We start from the raw sequence: 14,523 nt of genomic DNA, 5'->3' as shown, positions 1-14,523 counted from the left end.
CCGGCGCCCTCCGTCCCCGCCCGGTAGTTCCGGCGGCGCCGCCCGCGCGCCGTCCCCCTACGTACCCCGACCCCAAGGAGAACCACGATCATGGCAGTCATCCGCCGCCGTACCGCCTTCGCGGCCTCGGTCGCCGCCGCGCTCACCCTCGGTGCCGCCAGTTTCGTCGCCCTGCCCGCGGTGGCCGCGCCCGGCGAGGGTGCCCCGGCCGCGAAGGCGATCGAGCTCAAGGACGGGACGCTGGACTGGGGCTTCAAGGAGTCCTTCCGCAAGTACCTGCTCTCGCCGATAGCCCAGGGCCGTATCGAGGTGGCCGACGGCGCCGAACAGGCCCCGGACAACGGCCCGTTCACCTTCACCGGCGGCACCGGCAGCTACGACACCGGCACCCACGCCGTGGACACCGACTTCCGGGGCAGCGTCCACTTCTGGGGCCACAACGGCACCCTCGACATCACCCTCTCCGACCTGAAGCTCGCCACCACCGGCACCGCGGGATCGATCACCGCCGATGTCACCACCGGCAAGGAGGGCGAGAAGCCCGCCACCGACCAGGACGTCCCGCTCGCCGGACTCGACCTGAGCGAGGTCCGGCCGGGGCAGGGCGAGGGCGGCGCGATGGTCTTCGAGGACATCCCGGCCGAGCTGACCAAGGAGGGCGCCGCCGCCTTCCAGGGCTTCTACCAGGAGGGCACCGCCCTCGACCCGGCGACGCTGACGGTGACCCCCGCCGCCGCGCCCACCGGCGAACCGACCGCCGAGCCCACCGGGAAGCCCACCACCACCCCGAGCGGCACCCCCACCGCCGAGCCCTCCGGCACCCCGACCGCCACGCCCTCCACCAGCACCCCGGCCCCGGCCGGCGAGGTCTTTGACGCCACCCTCTCCTGGGGTCTGAAGGAGTCCTTCCGCAGGTACATCCTCACCGGCGGCGAGATCAAGGCGGCGGGCGGCGCCGAGGACAACGGCAACGGCTGGGACTTCCCCTACGCCAAGGCCGAACTCGACTCCGACGCGAAGAAGTTGAGCGCCTCCTTCGAGGGCAGCGTGCGGTTCCTGTACCCGGGCCACGGCATCGACATGAGCTTCGGCGGCCTCGCCATCGAGGCCGAGGGCGACAAGGGCACCCTGGTCGCCGATGTGACGACCCCCCAGGGCACCGACAAGGACGTGGAGTTCGCCACCCTCGACCTCGGCAAGGTCGACTGGAGCCCCGAGGACGACGTGGTCCTGCTCGACAGGATCCCCGCCAAGCTCACCGCCGCGGGCGCCGAGCAGTTCGAGAACGAGACCACCGGTTCGCCCTACCCCGCGGGCACCGTCCTCGACCCCCTGACGGTCGCCCTCGCGGTCTCCGACGATGCCCAACTGCCGGGCGGCAGCGGCGGTTCCGACGGCGGCGGCACCGGCGGCGGTGCGGCGGCCGCCGGCGGTTCGGTGGGCGGCGGTTCGGTCGGCGGGGGCGGCGCGCTCGCCACCACCGGCTCCTCGGTGCCCGCCGGGGCCCTGGTCGCCGGTGCGGGGGCGCTCGCGGCGGCCGGTGCGGGCGCCGTCTTCCTGGCCCGCCGCCGCCCGGGCGCCGGCCGGGCCTGAACCCTGCCCGACCCCTCGGCCGCCGCCCGCGGCTCCTGCTCACCTCCCCGCGAACAGGGCCTCACGGCGGCGGTACGGGGCGTCAACGGCCGTACTGGTCAAGGCCGTTGACGAAAAGTGGACGGGGCCGTACCGGGGGACCCCCGGCACCGGCCCCGTCCGCGCGATGCTTCAATGCCCGGATGACCGCACCCGAAGGCACCTCCCTGCTCGCCCAGTGCCACTCCTCCGGGCTCGCCCCGGGCCGCCGCCCCGTCCTGGTCGATGTGCTGCGCGTCTTCTGCGCCCCCGACGGCGGTCACGGCAACCGGCTCGGTGTGGTGCGCGAAGGCAGCCAGGTCCCCTCGGTGGCCGCGCGGCAGCAGCTCGCCGGGCGGCTGGGCTACAGCGAGACGGTGTTCGTCGACGACCCCGAGCGCGGCGCCCTGGATATCTACACCCCCGGCGACCGGCTGCCCTTCGCCGGGCATCCCTGTGTCGGCGCCGCCTGGCTGCTCGACGTACCCGAACTCCTCACCGAGGCGGGCGCCGTGGGCACCCGGCTCGACGGGGAGTTCAGCTGGATCGAGGCCGAGCCCGGCTGGGCGCCGCCGCGCACCCTGCGCCAGTACGGGACGCCGGCCGAGGTGGCGGCCCTCGAGGTACCGCCCGCGGGGGAGTGGATCTACGCCTGGGCCTGGGAGGACGAGCCCGCGGGCCGGGTGCGGGCGCGCGCCTTCCCCGGCCGGGGCGACGGCATCGAGGAGGACGAGGCCACCGGGGCGGCGGCCCTGCTCCTGACCGCGCAGCTCGGCCGGGCACTCAACATCACCCAGGGCCGCGGCTCCCAGCTGCTCACCGCCCCGCAGCCGGGCGGCCTCGTCGAGATCGGCGGCCGGGTGAGGCTGGAGCGGTGAGCGGCCGAGCGGCCCGGGCCCGGCTCCCGCTCAGGCGCTGAGCGGGAACTCCTCGCCCAGCTCGCGGAAGACCGCGGTGTTCAGCTCGAAGGCGCGCTTGCACTCGTCGACGATGCGCTGCTTCTCCAGGTCGTCCGCCGGGAGCGCGTCGAGCAGCTCGCGGTACTCCCGCTTGAAGGCCGCCGGGTTGCCGATCTGCTCGAAGACGTAGAAGCGCACGCCGTCGCCCTTGCGCGTGAAGCCCCAGGTGCGCTCGGCCTTGTCCCGGATGATCTGGCCGCCGGAGAGGTCGCCCAGGTAGCGGGTGTAGTGGTGGGCGACATAGCCGCCGGGCCAGTCGGCCGCGCAGGCGGCGACCCGGTCCGCGTACCGCGCGGTCGCGGGCAGGGCGGTGACGGCGGTGCGCCACTCCGGCCCGTGCAGGTGCTCCAGGTCGCGCTCCAGCTCGGCCCTGCGCAGCAGCTCGGGGCGGAGGAAGGGGCCGGCCACCGGGTCCTCGGCGAGGCGGGGGACCGCGGACTCCAGGGCCTCGTAGACGAACCAGAGCTGCTCGGTGTAGCGCCGGTAGGCCTCCACGCCGAGCTCTCCGCCGAGCAGGTGGCTCATGAAGGACGAGGTCTCGGCCTGCGTGTGCTGCTCGTGCGAGGCGGTGCGGATGAGCGTCGAGAACGACGTGCTCACGGAGTTCCTCCAGGGCCCGGGGACGGGAACAGCCCCATCATCTAAGGTTAGGCTTGCCTAAGTCAACAGCTTTGCCGACGGTCTGTCGGGAACCACGCTACCCCGATCGCCCACGCCGGAAAACGTCCCGCCGACGGCCTCCGCCCGGCCTTTCCGCGCCCGCCCGCCCCGGGGACCCGCGCCCGTACCGATGACTTTCCGCGCGCGCCCCGGTCCCTACTGCACAAGAGGCAGAAGACTGCCGAACGAGCAGGAGCCCCGCCCACCCGCCGACGACGGCGCGACGGCAGGGGAACCGCACCCGGCGAGAGCAGGAGCAGACCATGCCCAGGATCACCCCCACCCTCTGGTTCGACACCCAAGGCAAGGAGGCCGCCGACTTCTGGGTCTCGGTCTTCCCGAACTCGAAGATCGTCGACGTCAGCTACTACGGAGAGGCGGGCCCGCGGCGGTCCGGCACCGTGCTCACCGTCGACTTCGAACTCGACGGCCAGCCCTACATGGTCCTCAACGGCGGCCCGGAGTTCACCTTCGACGAGGCCGTCTCCTTCACCATCGACTGCAAGGACCAGGAGGAGGTCGACTACTACTGGGAGGCGCTGATGGCGGGCGGCGGCGAGCCCGGCCAGTGCGGCTGGCTCAAGGACCGCTTCGGGGTGTCCTGGCAGGTCGTCCCCGAGGAGCTGGGAAAGCTGATCGCCGACCCGGACCGGGGCCGCGCCCAGCGCGCGATGACGGCCATGCTCGGGCAGGTCAAGCTCGACATCGCGGCGATCAGGGCCGCGGCCGACGGGGAGTAGCCGCTGCCCCGGGCCCGGCCCGCGCGCGGCGGAGCCCCCGGCCCGGCTGTCCGCCGGTCGGGGGCTCCCGTGTCCTCCGTCGCTGCGGCTCCTGCCGCCGCCGGGCGCGGTGCCCAGGGTGCCGCGTGCCGGGTCACGGCAGCGTGAGGATCTCCGCGCCGCTCTCGGTGACCACCAGCGTGTGCTCGAACTGGGCTGTCCGCCTGCGGTCCTTGGTGACCACGGTCCATCCGTCGTCCCACATGTCGTACTCGTGGGTGCCGAGGGTCAGCATCGGCTCGATGGTGAAGGTCATGCCGGGCTGGATCAGCGTGGTGGCGTGCGGGCTGTCGTAGTGCGGCACGATCAGGCCGGAGTGGAAGGAGGTGTTGATGCCGTGCCCGGTGAAGTCGCGCACCACTCCGTAGCCGAACCGTTTCGCGTACGACTCGATGACCCGGCCGATGACGTTGATCTGGCGGCCCGGCTTGACCGCCTTGATGGCCCGGGCCAGGGACTCCTCGGTGCGCTCGACCAGCAGCCTGCTCTCCTCGTCGACCTCGCCGACCAGGTAGGTGGCGTTGTTGTCGCCGTGCACCCCGCCGATGTAGGCGGTGACGTCGAGGTTCACGATGTCGCCGTCGTGCAGCACCGTGGAGTCCGGGATGCCGTGGCAGATGACCTCGTTGACCGAGGTGCACAGGGACTTCGGGAAGCCGCGGTAGCCGAGGGTGGACGGGTAGGCGCCGTGGTCGCACATATAAGTGTGCGCGACCCGGTCCAGCTCGTCGGTGGTCACCCCGGGCGCGATCAGCTTCGCGGCCTCGGCCATCGCCCGGGCGGCGATGCCCCCGGCGATCCGCATCCGCTCGATCGTCTCGGCGTCCTGGACCTCGGGCCCGGTGTAGGGCGTGGGCGCGGGCTTGCCCACGTACTCGGGACGGGCGATGGCGCCCGGGACGGAGCGGGTGGGGGAGAGCTCCCCTGGTACGAGCAGTGACTGGCCAGACATGTCGACGAGTGTAACTACCGGCGATGGGGCACCATGGCCGCTGTACGGGGGCGGGCGCCGGCAGGCGGACCGGCCGGCCCCGCGGTCCGGGGGCGAGCCGCCGCCCGGGCCGAGGACGCGAGTGAAGTGAGGGGACCGCGATGGCCCTGTTCAAGAAGCGCACCACCGGCAAGCCCGGCGAGTGGTACTACTGCCTCCAGCACGGCAAGGTCGAGGAGGGCCCGGAGTGTCCGGCGCAGGACCGCATGGGCCCCTACCCGAGCCCCGAGGCCGCCCAGCACGCCATGGACATCTCCGCCGAGCGCAACGCCGAGTGGGACAACGACCCGCGCTGGCAGGACGGCGGCCGCGGCGGCGAGAGCGGCTGAGTCAGGACGGCGCGGTCTCCGCGCTCCCGGCGGCCCCGGCCTTCTCGCCGGGGCCGTCCGCCGTCCGGCTCTCCCTGAGCCGCACCGCGTGCGGATCGGTCCGTACGTCGTAGCTCATCAGCCGGGGCAGGCAGGTGGCGAGCAGGGCCACCGCGCCCAGGCAGGCGAGACCGCCGGACCAGACCGAGGCGCGCACCCCGGCCAGCGCGGCCACCCCGCCGGAGCGGACCTGGCCCAGCTGCGGGCCCGCCGAGTAGGAGAGCAGTTCGATTCCCGCGAGGCGGCCGCGCAGGGCGTCCGGGATGGTCTGGTTCCACATCGCGGAGCGGAAGATGCCGCTGACCATGTCGCAGCAGCCGCCGAGGGTGAGGAAGAGCAGCACCAGCCAGACCTCGTCCATCACCCCCGCCAGCGCCACGCTCAGCCCCCAGCACCCGGCGGCCAGCACCACCATCAGCCCGTGCCGGTGGATCCGGGAGGTCCAGCCGCTGGTCAGGCTCACCAGGAGGGAGCCCGCGGGCAGCGCCGCGTACATCAGGCCGAGCGACCACCGGGCGTCCAACTCGTCGGCGAGGAAGGGCAGTACGGCGAGCGGGAAGGCGAACAGCATGGCCACCAGGTCGACGGCGTAGGTGCCGAGGAGCTCCTTGCGGCTCCAGGCGTAGCGGGCGCCCTCGGCGATGGAGCGCAGCGAGGGCCGCGCCGCCTCGTGCGCGGCCGGGGAGGCGGCGAGCCCGAGCGCGAGGCCGGCCGAGGCCGCGAAGGTGGCCAGGTCCGCGGCGTAGGCCCAGCCGAGACCGGCGTAGGCGACGACCACCCCGGCGAGCGCGGGCCCGGCGACCCCGCCGACCTGCCAGCGCAGCGAGTTGAGCGCGGCGGCCGCGGGCAGGTGCGCGTGGGCGACGATGCGCGGGGTGAGCGAGTCGAGTGCCGGGCGCTGCACCGCGACCAGCGCGGCCGAGGCCGCGGCGACCAGGTACAGCGGCCACACCAGCGGCTCGGCGAGCAGCGAGTTGACCAGGAGCACCGCGCAGAGCACGCCCTGGCCGGTCTCGGTCCACAGGATCAGCTTCCGCTTGTCCATGGCGTCGGCCATCGCGCCGCCGTAGAGCCCGAAGACGATCAGCGGGATCAGCTCCGCGGCGCCGATCGCGCCCACCGCGGCCGCCGAACCGGTCAGCTCCTTCAGCTGCACCGGCAGCGCCACGAAGGTGAGGAAGCTGCCGAAGTTGGTGATGAGCCCGGCCACCCACAGGCGGCGGAAGTCCGCCGAGGCCCGCCAGGGCGCGAGGTCGGGCAGCAGGGCGCGCAGCCGGGAGGGCGGCGGGGGTTGCGAGGTCACGAGGGATCATAGTCGGCGAGGTCCGCCGGGCCGGGCAAACGGTTTTCCCGCCGGGTCCCTACGGCCTCACCACCGCTCCGGCGGGGGCGACGTCAGCTGGTCGGCGAGGCGGGAGAGGCGGTCCCGGAAGTGGCGCCGGCCGCGGGGTACCGGTGCCGGCAGGGAGTTCTCGCCGGTGGCCGCGCTGACCAGGTGCTGCACGGTGTCCAGGTCGAGTTCGGGGGTCGGCGGCACCGCGAGCGCCTCATGAGCGAGGGCGTGCAGCTCCCGGTCGCCGGAGTCCAGGGCGAGCACGGTGGCGCCGGAGCGGCGGGCGTCCTGGACGCGTTCGAGCAGCGGGGCGCCCGGGGCGTCCGGGGCGACCACGAGGAGGGTCTCGCCGCGCCGGGCGGCCTCAAGCCGGCCCAGGCCGACCGCCAGATGGGCCGGGGCGCCGTCGCGCACCCGGTGCCGGACCAGGGTGGGGCTCAGCTCGGGGGTGCCGGACCAGGCGGCCTCGTCGACCAGATGGGCCGCGAGGTGCCAGGGCTCGTACTCCCGGGTGCCGACCAGGAGGAGTCCGCCGCCGTGCGGGACCACCGAGGAGCGCAGGGTCCCGGCGAAGCGGCGGGTGGCCCCGAGCCACTCGGTCCCGGCGAGCACCTCGCGCAGCAGCGCGACACGTACGGCGTCCATGGGCTGGGACCCTGCCCCCGGCCGGCCCGCGGTGGAGGGCTGTTCGGTCCGCTTCACCCGAAAGGGAACCGCGGGGCACGGCTTCGCGCACGCGGGCGGGCCCGTTCCCGGCCGGTACGTCACCCGGCGGGTCGGTAAGGCTCCAGGCCCACCGGCAGCCGCGGCCCCGGCTCGGAGCCCGGCCTCCTTGACCTCGTTCGCGGCGGCTTTCTAGGGTCGCGTGACATCCCATGTCCGGTGGTGCCCCGGGCCGGAGCGTGCCGCCGAGCGGTGCCGCCCCGGCCGGGACGCCGTCCGGTGGGCGCCGCACCCGTGACGGAGCAGCCATGACCAGCGAGCAGTCGGTGCCCTTCCGCGCCGGGACCGAGGGGTACGCGAGCTTCCGCATCCCCGCCGTGGTGGCGACCGGGGAGGACACCGTGCTCGCCTTCTGCGAGGGGCGTGTCGGCTCCGGCGCCGACCACGGGGACATCGACCTGGTGCTCAAGCGCTCGCACGACGGGGGCCGCAGCTGGGCGCCCCTTGAGCGGGTCGCCGAGAACGGCGCGGACCTCGCCGGGAACCCGGCCCCGGTGGTCCTCGCCTCCGGGCGCCTGCTGCTCGTCCATGTCCGCAACGCCGCCGGGGCCTCGGAGGCGGGCATCCGGCGCGGTGAGGTCCCGGCGGAGCAGGCCCGGCGGGTGTGGGTGCAGCACAGCGACGACGACGGGGTCACCTGGTCCGCGGCCCGCGAGATCACCGCCGAGGCCAAGGACCCCGCCTGGCGCTGGTACGCGACCACCCCGGGCCACGCCCTCCAGCTGAGCAGCGGCCGGGTGCTGGTGCCCGCCAACCACTCGCTCGCCCCGGTGGGCGGCGGCGACGGCACCGAGGGCGCGTACAACGGCGGGCACTGCCTGCTCAGCGACGACGAGGGCGAGAGCTGGCGGATCGGCTACGTCCACAACAACCCGGACGGGCTCGCCGGGCGCCCCGACCGGATCAACGCCAACGAGACCACCGCCGCCGAACTCCCCGACGGGCGCGTCTACTTCAACACCCGCAACGACTCCGCGGCCCCCGGCAGCCGCGCCGACGCCTACTCGGCCGACGGCACCGGACTCACCGCCCCCTACCGGCCGCAGCCCGCCCTCGCCGGGCCGGTCGTCCAGGGCAGCCTGCTCCAGCTCCCGGCGCCGGGCCCGCTGCTGTACGCCGGTCCCGCGCACCCCGAGCGGCGGGCCCGGATGAGCGTACGGACCAGCACCGACTCCGGCGCGAGCTGGCGCACCGCCCTCACCCTCGGCGAGGATCCGGCCGCCTACTGCGATCTCGTCCTCCTCGACGCCGGCACCGTCGGACTGCTCTACGAGACGGGCCGCTCCAGCGCGTACGAGACCCTCGCCTTCCGCCGGATCCCGCTCGCCGCGCTGCTCGATGCGGCCGGATGACCGCACGGGGGCAGGCAGTGACCACGGAGGGGCCGGCAGTGACAAAATCGGCCCCATGACTACTCCTGCTGAGCCCGCGCACCCGACGTCCGAGACGAAGAAGGCACCGGCCAAGGACCCCTGGGAGCTGCCGGATGTGTCCGGCCTGGTGGTCGGCGTCCTCGGCGGCACCGGCGACCAGGGCCGGGGCCTCGCCTACCGGCTCGCCCGGGCCGGTCAGAAGGTGATCATCGGCTCCCGGGCGGCCGAGCGCGCCGAGGGCGCCGCCCGGGAACTCGGTCTCGGGATCGATGGCGCGGAGAACGCGGAGTGCGCGCGCCGCAGCGATGTGGTGATCGTCGCGGTGCCCTGGGACGGCCACGCCAAGACCCTCGAATCGCTGCGCGCGGAACTGGCGGGCAAGCTCGTCGTCGACTGCGTCAACCCGCTCGGCTTCGACAAGAAGGGCGCCTTCGCGCTCAAGCCCGAGGAGGGCAGCGCCGCCGAGCAGGCCGCCGCCCTGCTGCCCGACTCCCGGGTCGCCGCGGCCTTCCACCACCTCTCGGCGGTACTGCTCCAGGACGAGTCCATCGAGGAGATCGACACCGATGTGATGGTCCTCGGCGAGAACCGCGCCGACACCGACCTCGTCCAGGCGCTCGCCGCCCGCATCCCCGGCATGCGGGGCGTCTTCGCGGGCCGCCTGCGCAACGCCCACCAGGTCGAGTCCCTGGTGGCGAACCTGATCTCGGTCAACCGCCGCTACAAGGCCCACGCGGGACTGCGGGTCACCGACATCTGAGGCGCGCTGCGATACGGGCGCGTCGCGGTACGGGCGCGCTGCGGTACGGGCGTCCTGCGGTACAGGCGCGTTGCGGTACAGCTGGGCGGCGCGGGCGTACGGCCACCGGGAGACCGGGGTCCGTACGCCCGCACCGTACGCCCGCGCCGGGCGTCCCCGGCGGCGCCCCGGGGACGCCCGGAGACGACGGGCAGGGGATGGGGGACACTGGTGCAGGCAGCACCCGCCCGTGTCCGACAGGAGCCCTTCCCCCATGCCCCGCCTCGCGCTGTACGCCCTTGTCGTCTGTGCCCTCGCCGTCGCCGCGGCGGTGGTCTCCTTCGCCCGCGGCAGCTGGCTCGGCGTCGTATGGGTGCTGCTCGCCGGGCTCACCTCGAACATGGCGCTGTACTACATCCGCCGCGCGAAGGCCGCTAAGGCCGCGGCGGCGGAGGCGACGAGCGCGGACGCCGGGCGGACGCCGACCGCCTGAGCCGCCGCGCCGCTCCCGCCCGCGGACCGGGGGCTACCCGGCCAACTGCGGGATGTCGGGCTCGCCCTGCCAGAAGCGGTACAGCTCACGGCCCCAGTACGAGTCCCACTCCTCGACCCCGAGGGCGCGCAGGATCGTGTCCACCAGGTCGAAGAAGGCGTCGTTGATCTCCGGCACCCAGAGCAGGCCGAAGACGGCGATCAGGCCGAACTGCGCGAAGGGCTCCAGCTGCCGCCGTATCTCGCGGGAGAGCCAGGGCTCGATGACCCCGTACCCGTCGAGGCCCGGCACCGGCAGGGAGTTGAGCAGCGCCGCCGTGACCTGGAGCAGGGCGAGGAAGCCCAGGGCGTACCGGAAGGGGTCGGGGACGCCGTCGAGGGCGTCGAGCCAGAAGGGCGCCGTGCAGACCAGGGCGAAGAGCAGGTTGGTGAGCGGTCCGGCGGCGGAGATCAGGCTGTGCCGCCAGCGGCCCCTGATCCGGCCGCGCTCGATGAAGACGGCCCCGCCGGGCAGGCCGATGCCGCCCATGATCACGAAGAGCAGCGGCAGCACGATCGAGAGCAGGGCGTGGGTGTACTTCAGCGGGTTGAGCGTCAGATAGCCCTTCGCGCCGATCGAGATGTCCCCGCTGTGCAGGGCGGTGCGCGCGTGCGCGTACTCGTGCAGGCAGAGGGAGACGACCCAGGCGCCCGTCACGAACAGGAAGACGGCGAAGCCGGTGCTGCCGCCGAAGCCCGCCCACACCGCCCACCCGGCGACGGCCGTCACGGCGACGATGCCGAGGAAGACCGGACTGATCCTCCGGTCGCTGCGACGGATTCCGGCGAGGGTCATGGGGCAACTCCCTGTGCTGGGGCGGGCAAGGCGTGAAAGCGGGCAAGGCGCGAAGGCGGAGGGGACAGGTGGGGCGGACAAGGCGGTGAGCAGGTCGGCCCGTCCGGCGGGCCGATCCTCTCGAACAGGCAAACGGACAGCTCCGGACCCGGGTTCCTGCCCGCTCTGCCTTCACTCAATCGGGCAGCGGCCGGGATCCCGGTTGACCGGGCTGTCGGGTCGCCGGGTCGGCGGGTCGCCGGGGATCCTGCCAGGGAGCGCCGCTCCGGGGAAGCCGCGGCCCGCGCGCCCCCGCTCCCCGTCCACCAGGGACAATGTCCCCGTGCGCTACCGCATCCTCGGCACCACCCAGGCCCTGCGCCCCGACGGCAGCACCCTCGCGGTCGGCGGCCCGCGGCTGCGCGCCCTGCTGGCGGTGCTCGCGCTGCGGGCCGGGCGGACGGTGCCGGTGCGGGTCCTGGTCGACGAGGTCTGGGCGGGGGAGCCGCCCGCCGACGCGCCGGGCGCGCTGCAGGCCCTGGTCGGACGGCTGCGGCGGGTGCTCGGCGCCGAGCAGGTGCGTTCCGTCGACGGGGGGTACCGGCTCGGCGCCGGGCCCGAGGACGTGGATCTGCACCGCTTCGACCGGCTGACCGCCGAGGGGCAGCGCGCGCTGGCCGAGGAGGACTACGCGCGCGCCGCCGAGGTCCTCGGGGAGGCGCTCGCCCTGTGGCAGGGCGGGGAGGCGCTGACGGACCTGCCGGACGCCGCCGCCGAGTCGGCGCGCTGGGCGAGCCGGAGACTCGACGCCGTACGGGCCCGCCTCACCGCCGCCCTCGCCCTCGGCCGGGCCGAGTCCGTCCTGCCCGAACTCTCGGAGCTGGCCGGGGCCCACCCCCTGGACGAACCGCTCCAGGCACTGCGGCTGCGCGCCCTGCGCGAGGCCGGACGCCCCGCCGAGGCGCTCGCCGCCTACGAGCACACCCGCCGCGCACTCGCCGACCGGCTCGGTACCGACCCCGGACCCGAACTGCGCGCACTGCACGCGGAGTTGCTCTCCGAGGCGGCCCCCACCCCGCCCCCGGACCCGGCCCCCGCCACCCTCCGCTCGGGAAACCCCCGCCCCGGCAACCTCCGTGCCCGCCTCACCTCCTTCGTCGGCCGGGAGGCCGATATCGAGGCCATCCGCGCCGATCTCGGGCGGGCCCGCCTGGTCACGCTGCTCGGGCCCGGGGGCGCGGGCAAGACCCGGCTCTCCCAGGAGGCGGCGGAGGCGGTGGCGGACTCGGTGCCCGACGGGATCTGGCTCGCCGAACTCGCCCCCGTGGAGGACCCGGCGGCCGTACCGGGCGCCGTGCTCACCGCGCTCGGCGCCCGCGAGACGGTGCTCGCCGGCGCGGGCGCCCAGGAGCTGCGGGCCCTCGCCGAGCGGCACGGGGACGAGGCCTTCTCCCGCCTGGTGGAGTTCTGCGCCCCGCGCCGGATGGTGTTGCTCCTGGACAACTGCGAGCACGTGATCGGCGGCGCCGCCGGCCTCGCCCAGGGCCTCCTGGAGCACTGCCCGCGGCTCACCGTGCTGGCGACCAGCCGTGAACCCCTCGGCGTACCGGGGGAGTTGCTGCGGCCGGTGGAGCCGCTGCCGGAGCCGGTGGCGCTGCGGCTGCTCGCCGAGCGCGGGGCGAGCGCCCGGCCGGGACTGCGGATCGAGGAGGAGGCGGCCGCCGAGATCTGCCGGCGCCTCGACGGTCTGCCGCTCGCCATCGAACTCGCCGCCGCCCGGCTGCGGATGCTCACTCCCCGCCAGATCGCCGACCGGCTGGACGACAGGTTCCGGCTGCTGACCGGCGGCAGCCGGACCGTGCTGCCGCGCCAGCAGACCCTGCGCGCGGTGGTCGACTGGTCCTGGGAACTGCTCGACGAGGCCGAACGCACCGTCCTGCGGCGGCTGTCGGTCTTCGCGGGCGGCTGCGAACTGGCCGCCGTCGAGGCGGTCTCGGGACCGGCCGCCCTGGAGCACCTCGGCTCGCTCGTCGACAAGTCGCTGGTCGTCGCGGCGCCGGGGCCCGAGGGCCCGATGCGCTACCGGCTCCTGGAGACCGTCGGCGAGTACGCCGCCGAGCGGCTCGACGAGGCGGGCGAGCGGGCCGCCGCGGAGCGCGCCCACCTCACGTACTACCGCGAGCTGGCCCGTACCACCGATCCCGCGCTGCGCGGGCCCGGGCAGGGCGCGGCGGTCGCCCGGCTCCAGGTGGAGTACGAGAACCTGCGGACCGCGCTGCGGCACGCGGTGGCCGCCCGCGAGGAGCAGGAGGCGCTCAGCCTGGTGCTCTCGCTGAGCTGGTACTGGCAGATCCGGGACCTGCGGCTGGACGCCCGCAACTGGTCGGGGGAGGTCATGGCCCTCGGCCCGGACCCCTTCGGCCCCGGCTCGCCTGAGGCCGAACCGCTCACCGAGCGCTGTACCGACGCGCCGCCGCCGATGCGCCCCGAGATCCTCGCCGAGGCCTGGCGCGGCGTCCACCTGGTCCATCTGGCCTCCGTGGGCCAGGACATCGAGGGGTGGAACGTCCCCGAGACCCAGGAGCGGCTGCGGGCCGTCGCCCGCGTCTACCGGCCCGGGCTGCCGCAGACCTGCCGCGCCCCGGGCAGCATGTGGATCTACGCGATCCTGCTCACCGGGGACGTGGAGCGGATGCGGGCCGTCGTCGACGAGACGGTGGCGGCCTGCCGCCGCCTCGGCTACGACTGGGAGCTGGCCGCCGCCCTCCTGCTGCGCGCCAATATGCTGGCCAACCGGTCCGACTGGGCGGGCGACGCGAGCCGGGACGCCGAGGAGTCGCTGGCCCACTTCCGCCGGATCGGCGATCCGTGGGGAGCCGCCGAGGCGCTGTCCGCGCGCGGCGAGGCCCATGAGCGCCGGGGTGAACTCGCCCGCGCCGCCGAGGACTTCGGCCAGGCCCTGGCCCACGCGGAGGAACTCGGCGCCCAGACGCAGGTCGCGGTGCTGACGACCCGGCTGGCCCATATCCACCTGGAGTCGGGCGACTTCGACCGCGGCGAGCGGATGCTCCGGGAGGTGGTGGACCGGGGCGCCCACCGCATCGGGGAGGCGCTGACCGTCGCCCGGCTCTTCCTGGCGATCGGGCTCGGCCGCACCGGCCGCGGGGCGGAGGCGCGCGAGCAACTGCGGCTGCTGCGCGAGGAGGTGAACGTGCTGGGCTTCGTCGCCTTCGAGGGCTTCCTGCTCGGCACCGAGGCCTGGCTGGAGGTTCTGGACGGGAGGCACGAGAGCGCGCTCGCCCTGGTACGGAGCGCGCTGGCGCACTCCCGCGACGCCCTCTCGCTGGCGATCATGCCGCAGATGGTCTCCGTGCATCTGACCACCGCGGCCCTCGCCCTGGTCCGCGACGAGCAGGGCGGCCGGGCCTACGAGGGCGTCCGCCTCCACGGCGCGGCCGAGCGCCATCTGCCGAGCGGGCATGTGCGCACGGCCGTGGAGCGCGAGACCGCCGAGCGGGTCGAGCGCGAGGGGCGGGCGGCACTCGGCGAGGCGCGGTACGCCGCCGCCCGTGCCGAGGGCGACGGCCTCTCTCTCGATGAGGCCGTCGCCCTGGTCTGACGCGAACGGGTCCGACAGGAACCGGTCCGACGCGAACCGGCGGTGGGCGGGCGCATACCGCA

The 14,523-nt window shown here is 74.8% G+C and carries 13 protein-coding genes; 8 read left to right on the top strand and 5 right to left on the bottom strand.

The genetic code is table 11. The annotated features are described in order from the left end of the window. The first annotated feature begins 90 nt into the window (after positions 1-90). Positions 91-1,593 carry an HtaA domain-containing protein gene (locus tag HFV08_RS17285; RefSeq protein WP_168540507.1) on the top strand — a complete coding sequence of 501 codons (1,503 nt, stop codon included), beginning with the start codon at positions 91-93 and terminating at the stop codon, positions 1,591-1,593. A 182-nt stretch (positions 1,594-1,775) separates the two neighbouring features. Then, positions 1,776-2,489, top strand: a complete 714-nt coding sequence (locus HFV08_RS17280; protein WP_168540505.1) for a PhzF family phenazine biosynthesis protein — start codon at positions 1,776-1,778, stop codon at positions 2,487-2,489. A 30-nt stretch (positions 2,490-2,519) separates the two neighbouring features. On the opposite strand, the gene HFV08_RS17275 is transcribed toward HFV08_RS17280, so the two are convergent. Further along, on the bottom strand, positions 2,520-3,170 hold the full coding sequence (locus tag HFV08_RS17275; RefSeq protein WP_168540503.1) for a biliverdin-producing heme oxygenase: 651 nt from the start codon (positions 3,168-3,170) through the stop codon (positions 2,520-2,522). A gap of 323 nt (positions 3,171-3,493) precedes the next feature. Here HFV08_RS17275 and HFV08_RS17270 point away from each other — a divergent pair, with 323 nt between their 5' ends. Continuing rightward, positions 3,494-3,970, top strand: coding sequence for a VOC family protein (locus HFV08_RS17270; protein ID WP_168540501.1), 477 nt, complete (start codon positions 3,494-3,496; stop codon positions 3,968-3,970). Between the two features lie 133 nt (positions 3,971-4,103). Here HFV08_RS17270 and map read toward each other — a convergent pair whose 3' ends face one another. After that, positions 4,104-4,961 carry a type I methionyl aminopeptidase gene (gene map, locus HFV08_RS17265; RefSeq protein ID WP_168540499.1) on the bottom strand — a complete coding sequence of 286 codons (858 nt, stop codon included), beginning with the start codon at positions 4,959-4,961 and terminating at the stop codon, positions 4,104-4,106. Positions 4,962-5,101: 140 nt separating this feature from the next. Here map and HFV08_RS17260 point away from each other — a divergent pair, with 140 nt between their 5' ends. Then, the gene (locus HFV08_RS17260; RefSeq protein ID WP_168540497.1) at positions 5,102-5,329 is read left to right on the top strand and encodes a hypothetical protein; all 228 of its coding nucleotides are present in this window, start codon (positions 5,102-5,104) and stop codon (positions 5,327-5,329) included. 1 nt (position 5,330) lies between these two features. On the opposite strand, the gene HFV08_RS17255 is transcribed toward HFV08_RS17260, so the two are convergent. Next, a complete protein-coding gene (locus HFV08_RS17255) occupies positions 5,331-6,671 on the bottom strand; it encodes an MFS transporter (protein ID WP_312885665.1) in 1,341 nt (446 codons plus the stop codon). Between the two features lie 66 nt (positions 6,672-6,737). Beyond that, positions 6,738-7,346 carry a hypothetical protein gene (locus tag HFV08_RS17250; protein ID WP_168540495.1) on the bottom strand — a complete coding sequence of 203 codons (609 nt, stop codon included), beginning with the start codon at positions 7,344-7,346 and terminating at the stop codon, positions 6,738-6,740. Between the two features lie 326 nt (positions 7,347-7,672). Here HFV08_RS17250 and HFV08_RS17245 point away from each other — a divergent pair, with 326 nt between their 5' ends. The 3 genes from HFV08_RS17245 (at position 7,673) to HFV08_RS17235 (ending at position 10,029) form a co-directional block, all read left to right on the top strand. Then, complete coding sequence (locus HFV08_RS17245) at positions 7,673-8,776, top strand: sialidase family protein (RefSeq protein ID WP_168540493.1); 1,104 nt, start codon at positions 7,673-7,675, stop codon at positions 8,774-8,776. A 55-nt stretch (positions 8,777-8,831) separates the two neighbouring features. After that, the gene (npdG, locus tag HFV08_RS17240; protein WP_168540491.1) at positions 8,832-9,557 is read left to right on the top strand and encodes an NADPH-dependent F420 reductase; all 726 of its coding nucleotides are present in this window, start codon (positions 8,832-8,834) and stop codon (positions 9,555-9,557) included. 253 nt (positions 9,558-9,810) lie between these two features. Next, entirely contained in the window at positions 9,811-10,029 is a 219-nt protein-coding gene (locus HFV08_RS17235; protein ID WP_040254157.1) for a hypothetical protein, read from the top strand. Between the two features lie 33 nt (positions 10,030-10,062). Here HFV08_RS17235 and HFV08_RS17230 read toward each other — a convergent pair whose 3' ends face one another. Then, a complete protein-coding gene (locus tag HFV08_RS17230; protein ID WP_168540489.1) occupies positions 10,063-10,863 on the bottom strand; it encodes a site-2 protease family protein in 801 nt (266 codons plus the stop codon). Positions 10,864-11,185: 322 nt separating this feature from the next. Here HFV08_RS17230 and HFV08_RS17225 point away from each other — a divergent pair, with 322 nt between their 5' ends. Continuing rightward, positions 11,186-14,461 (top strand): ATP-binding protein, encoded by a 3,276-nt coding sequence (locus tag HFV08_RS17225; RefSeq protein WP_312885664.1) that lies wholly within the window; start codon positions 11,186-11,188, stop codon positions 14,459-14,461. The last annotated feature ends 62 nt before the right edge of the window (positions 14,462-14,523 follow it).

It is taken from the genome of Streptomyces physcomitrii, from assembly GCF_012273655.1.
Classification (GTDB): domain Bacteria; phylum Actinomycetota; class Actinomycetes; order Streptomycetales; family Streptomycetaceae; genus Streptomyces; species Streptomyces physcomitrii.
Note: the sequence above shows the minus strand (reverse complement) of the source record. Positions and strands in the feature narration are given on the sequence as shown.

What these genes read in the sequence shown, in the direction of transcription:
- HFV08_RS17285 (WP_168540507.1), top strand. Translation starts at nt 91, where the DNA reads ATGGCAGTCATCCGCCGCCGTACCGCCTTCGCGGCCTCGGTCGCCGCC.
- npdG (WP_168540491.1), top strand. Translation starts at nt 8,832, where the DNA reads ATGACTACTCCTGCTGAGCCCGCGCACCCGACGTCCGAGACGAAGAAG.
- map (WP_168540499.1), bottom strand. Translation starts at nt 4,961, where the DNA reads ATGTCTGGCCAGTCACTGCTCGTACCAGGGGAGCTCTCCCCCACCCGC.
- HFV08_RS17245 (WP_168540493.1), top strand. Translation starts at nt 7,673, where the DNA reads ATGACCAGCGAGCAGTCGGTGCCCTTCCGCGCCGGGACCGAGGGGTAC.
- HFV08_RS17230 (WP_168540489.1), bottom strand. Translation starts at nt 10,863, where the DNA reads ATGACCCTCGCCGGAATCCGTCGCAGCGACCGGAGGATCAGTCCGGTC.
- HFV08_RS17250 (WP_168540495.1), bottom strand. Translation starts at nt 7,346, where the DNA reads ATGGACGCCGTACGTGTCGCGCTGCTGCGCGAGGTGCTCGCCGGGACC.
- HFV08_RS17280 (WP_168540505.1), top strand. Translation starts at nt 1,776, where the DNA reads ATGACCGCACCCGAAGGCACCTCCCTGCTCGCCCAGTGCCACTCCTCC.
- HFV08_RS17260 (WP_168540497.1), top strand. Translation starts at nt 5,102, where the DNA reads ATGGCCCTGTTCAAGAAGCGCACCACCGGCAAGCCCGGCGAGTGGTAC.
- HFV08_RS17235 (WP_040254157.1), top strand. Translation starts at nt 9,811, where the DNA reads ATGCCCCGCCTCGCGCTGTACGCCCTTGTCGTCTGTGCCCTCGCCGTC.
- HFV08_RS17270 (WP_168540501.1), top strand. Translation starts at nt 3,494, where the DNA reads ATGCCCAGGATCACCCCCACCCTCTGGTTCGACACCCAAGGCAAGGAG.